This window comes from Streptomyces sp. NPDC055078 (assembly GCF_053607985.1).
Window position 1 is genome coordinate 1 of record NZ_JBSGUP010000615.1, and the last position, 4943, is coordinate 4943.

General features: G+C 71.2%; 4 protein-coding genes. 2 read left to right on the forward strand and 2 right to left on the reverse strand.

Features of this window, described 5'->3' with window-relative positions:
* Nucleotides 1-143: 143 nt before the first annotated feature.
* Entirely contained in the window at nucleotides 144-1001 is an 858-nt protein-coding gene (locus tag ACWF94_RS33320) for a LuxR C-terminal-related transcriptional regulator (protein ID WP_453497183.1), read from the reverse strand.
* Nucleotides 1002-1115: 114 nt separating this feature from the next.
* Between ACWF94_RS33320 and ACWF94_RS33325 the strand changes: the two genes are divergently transcribed.
* Together ACWF94_RS33325 and ACWF94_RS33330 are read left to right on the forward strand one after the other, a co-directional pair.
* On the forward strand, nucleotides 1116-2963 hold the full coding sequence (locus ACWF94_RS33325; RefSeq protein WP_453497186.1) for an AMP-binding protein: 1848 nt from the start codon (nucleotides 1116-1118) through the stop codon (nucleotides 2961-2963).
* A gap of 41 nt (nucleotides 2964-3004) precedes the next feature.
* Nucleotides 3005-4624 carry an AMP-binding protein gene (locus ACWF94_RS33330; RefSeq protein WP_453497191.1) on the forward strand — a complete coding sequence of 540 codons (1620 nt, stop codon included), beginning with the start codon at nucleotides 3005-3007 and terminating at the stop codon, nucleotides 4622-4624.
* Nucleotides 4625-4665: 41 nt separating this feature from the next.
* Here the strand turns inward: ACWF94_RS33330 and ACWF94_RS33335 are convergent.
* The coding region (locus ACWF94_RS33335) for a GNAT family N-acetyltransferase (protein ID WP_453497188.1) at nucleotides 4666-4943 on the reverse strand (278 nt) is incomplete at its 5' end.

Below are 4943 nucleotides of genomic sequence, written 5' to 3' on the forward strand. Positions count from 1 at the left end.
TTTGCGGCGCTCTGGCGGACCCGAGCATATTCAGCCCCGCCGGCGATTGCGGCGCCCGGAGGACCCGAGCCGGTCCAACACCGCACGCCCGCCGGAGGCTACTCGCACGCCCGCCGGAGGCCACCCGCACCCCCCGCCGGAGGCTACGGCAGCAGCCCCGCCCGCCGGGCCGCCACCACCGCCTCCAGGCGGGTGTGCGCGCCCAGCTTGCGCATGGCCGCGCGCAGATAGCCCTTCACCGTCTCGGGGCGCAGGCCCAGCCGGTCCGCCGCCGCCGCGTTCGTGGAGCCCGCCGCCACACACACGAGCACATCCACCTCGCGCGGTGCGAGCGTGACCGCGCGCCCGCCGGGCAGCTCGCCCGCGCGGGCACCGGAGGGTCCGGCGTCGGCGCTCGCCGCCGCGAGACGGCCGCAGACCGCGAGGAGGGCCTCCCGCAGCTCGGGGTCGACGATCCGGGGGGCCAGGGCGCGCAGCTCGCCGTGGACCTCACGGACCTCCTCCCACGCGCCGGCCCCGGCCACCGGCTCCCGGGCGATCGCGAGGAGGTTCTGCACCTCCTCGCGTACGACGAGCGCCTGCTCCACATCGCGCGCCGCCGCGACCGCCGCGTCGAAGGTGCGGTCGCCCAGCGCCACCGGCCGCCGCAGCGCGCCGTACAGCACCCCCCGCACCTTGCGGTGGACGACGACGGGCACCGCGATCACCGACCGCAGCCCCTCCGCCGAGACCGCCGCGTCGTACTCGTGGCTGATGTGCCGCGCCTCGCGGTAGTCGGTCACCGCGCACGGGCGGGAGAGCGCGATCGACTTTCCGCCCAGGCCGTTGCCGATGCAGATGGCGAGCCCGTGGAGCGCGTTCGTCTGGGCACCGCTGAGCTGGGCGATCCGCAGCCGCTGGGGATCGCCCAGCAGCCCACCGAACGCGATCGGTACCCCTGTCGCCCGCCGTAGCCGCAGCAGCGCCGCTCGCATTTCCACCGCCTCTGACGGTTCGGACACCGCTTCACTCCCTCTGCTCGCCCCCCGGGGGGGTGCACCCCCGATCGGGGGTGGTGAGACGTAGGTCACTGACTACACGATGCTACTGAGCGGCGAGGCAATAGAGGAGGGCACATGACGGCAGGCAGCACCACGGAGGAGTTCCGGGCAGCCCGGGACTTTCTGCTGCGCCACCGGGAGGACTACCAGCGCGGATACGACGGCTTCGCCTGGCCCAGGCCCGAGCGTTTCAACTGGGCGCTCGACTGGTTCGACGCCATCGCGCGGGACAATGACGCGATCGCGCTCCATATCGTCGACGAGGACGGCACCGAGACCAGGCTCTCGTTCGCCGAGCTGTCCGCCCGCTCCGACCGGGTCGCGAACTGGCTGCGTGACCAGGGCGTGGGCGCCGGTGACCGGCTCGTCGTCATGCTGGGCAACCAGCACGAGCTGTGGGAGACCGCCCTCGCCGCGATGAAGCTGCGCGCGGTCGTGATCCCCGCGACCCCGCTGCTCGGCCCCCTCGATCTGCGGGACCGGGTCGAGCGCGGCCGGGCCGCGCATGTGCTCGTACGCTCCGAGGACACCCGGAAGTTCGGCGAGGTGCCCGGCGACTACACCCGGATCGCGGTCGGCGAGGAGGTCGAAGGATGGCTTCCGTACGCCCGTGCGGACACCGCCGACGCGGAATTCCGGCCGGACGGTATCACCCGATCCGATGACCCCCTGATGCTCTACTTCACCTCCGGCACCACCGCCCGCCCCAAACTCGTCGAGCACAGCCACGCCTCGTATCCCATCGGTCATCTCGCCACGATGTACTGGATCGGTCTCAAGCCGGGCGATGTCCATCTCAATATCTCCTCACCTGGCTGGGCCAAGCACGCCTGGTCCAATCTCTTCGCCCCCTGGAACGCCGAGGCCACGGTCTTCATCCACAACTACGCGCGCTTCGACCCGTCCCGGCTGATGTCGGAGATGGACCGTGCGGGCGTGACCAGCTTCTGCGCCCCGCCCACCGTGTGGCGGATGCTGATCCAGGCGGATCTGAGCAGGCTGCGGACCCCGCCGCGCGAGGTCGTCGCGGCGGGGGAGCCGCTCAACCCCGAGGTCATCGAGACCGTGCGCAGGGAGTGGGGCGTCACCATCCGCGACGGCTTCGGGCAGACCGAGACCGCCGTCCAGGTCTCCAACAGCCCCGGCCAGCTGCTGAAGGCCGGTTCGATGGGCCGGCCGAGCCCCGGATTCACGGTGGAGCTGCTCGATCCCGTCACGGGTGAGCCGGGCGCGGCGGAAGGCGAGATCGCGCTCGACCTCTCCGCCCGCCCGGTGGGGCTGATGACCGGCTACCACGGCGATCCGGAGCGTACGGCGGAGGCGATGGCGGGCGGCTACTACCGCACCGGGGACATCGGCTCGCGCGACGCCGACGGCTACATCACCTACATCGGCCGCTCCGACGACGTCTTCAAGGCGTCCGACTACAAGATCTCGCCGTTCGAACTGGAGAGCGCGCTGCTGGAGCACGAGGCCGTGGCCGAGGCGGCGGTGGTCCCCGCCCCCGATCCGCTGCGGCTCGCCGTCCCGAAGGCGTACATCGTGCTGGCGGAGGGCTGGGAGCCCGGACCGGACACGGCGAAGGCCCTCTTCGCCCACTCGCGCTCGGTACTCGCCCCGTACAAGCGCATCCGGCGGCTGGAGTTCGGTGAGCTGCCCAAGACCGTCTCCGGGAAGATCCGCCGGATCGAGCTGCGCGAGCGCACGGAGAAAGGTTCGTCCGATGAGTACGCCGAGTACGCCGAGTACGCCGAGCACGCCGAGCACGCCGAATACGCCGGACACGCCGGACACGCCGCGTCCGCCGAGAAGGCCGAGCACGCAGAGAGCGCCGCGTCCGCCGAGAAGGCGGAGTGCGCCGAGCACGCCGAGTGCGCGGAGCACGCGGAACATGCCGCGTCCGACGAGGGGGACCCGCGATGAACGCCGTCAGCACGATCAACACCGTGCACACCAGCTACCCCATGGACACCGAGCGGCTGTCGTACGAGCACGGGACGGGCACCACCGGGCTCCTCGGCGACACCATCGGGCAGAACCTCGACCGGGCGGTCGCCGCCTACCCGGACCGGGAGGCGCTGGTGGTCCTGTCCGGGCCCCGCTGGACGTACGCCGAGTTCGGCGCGGCGGTGGACGAGCTGGCCCGGGGCTTCATGGGCATCGGCGTCGCCAAGGGGGACCGCGTCGGGATCTGGGCGGTCAACCGGGCCGAGTGGGTGCTCGTGCAGTACGCCACGGCCCGGATCGGCGCGATCATGGTGAACATCAATCCGGCGTACCGGGCGCACGAGCTGGAGTACGTACTCAACCAGGCGGGCGTCTCCGTGCTGTGCGCCTCCCTGCGGCACCGGACCAGCGACTACCGCGCCATGGTCGAGCAGGTCCGCGCCGACTGCCCCCGGCTGCGGTCCGTGCACTATCTGGACGACCCCTCGTGGGACCGGCTCCTGCGGGCGGCGGGGACCGTCGGCGACGGACAGCTGGCCGCCCGCGAGGCCGAGCTGTCCTGCGACGACCCGGTCAATATCCAGTACACATCGGGCACCACCGGCTTCCCCAAGGGCGCGACCCTCTCCCACCACAACATCCTCAACAACGGCTACTTCGTGGGCGAGACGATCGGCTACACGGAACGGGACCGGATATGCATACCCGTCCCCTTCTACCACTGCTTCGGCATGGTGATGGGCAATCTCGCGGCCACCTCGCACGGCGCCTGCGTGGTGATCCCGGCGCCGTCGTTCGACCCGGAGGCCACCCTGCGCGCGGTCGCCGAGGAGCGCTGCACCTCGCTGTACGGCGTCCCGACGATGTTCATCGCCGAGCTGAACCTGCCCGGCTTCGCCGCGTACGACCTCAGTTCGCTCCGCACCGGGATCATGGCGGGCTCCCCCTGCCCGGAGGAGGTGATGAAGCGCGTCGTCACTGAGATGCACATGGCGGAGGTGTCGATCTGCTACGGCATGACGGAGACCTCCCCGGTCTCCACCCAGACCCGCCGTGACGACGACCTGGAGCGCCGTACGAGCACGGTCGGGCGGGTGCTGCCCCACGTCGAGGTCAAGGTCACCGACCCGGTCAACGGGGTGACGCTGCCGCGCGGCCAGGCCGGTGAGCTGTGCACCCGTGGCTATGGGGTGATGCTCGGCTACTGGGGCGATCCGGAGCGGACATCCGAGGTGGTGGACTCCGGCCGCTGGATGCACACAGGTGACCTCGCGGTGATGCGCGAGGACGGCTGTGTGCAGATCGTCGGCCGGATCAAGGACATGATCATCAGAGGGGGTGAGAACGTCTATCCGCGCGAGATCGAGGAGTTCCTCTACGCCCATCCGAAGGTGTCCGACGTCCAGGTCGTCGGCGTCCCCGACCCGAGATACGGCGAGGAGATCCTGGCCTGTGTCATCCCCAGGGATCCCGCCGACCCGCCGTCCCTGGACGACATCACCGCGTTCTGCCGCGACCGGCTCGCGCACTACAAGATCCCGCGCCGGCTCGTGGTCCTCGACAGCTTCCCCATGACGGTCAGCGGCAAGGTGCGGAAGGTGGAGCTGCGCGAGCGCTACACCACCGAGTCGCCCTGACCCGCCCTGACCCGTCCTGACCCGCCCGCTCGGGAGCGGCGCTACAGCTCCCGGCGCATACAGACCCGGGGCCAGCGGTCCAGGCCGATCTCCTTCTCGGCCCGTCTGATCTCCCGCAGGCCCTCGGTCAGTTCGGCCTCGCCGAGTGCGCGAAAGCCCAGCCGCTCGTAGTACGGCGCGTTCCACGGCACGTCGGTGAACGTCGTCAGCGTGAGCGCCGCCAGCCCCGACGCGGCGGCGCGGGTGCCGAGATGGTCGATCAGGCCGCTGCCGAGACGCCGGTGGGCGGCGGCCGGATCGACCGAGACCTGCTCGATAT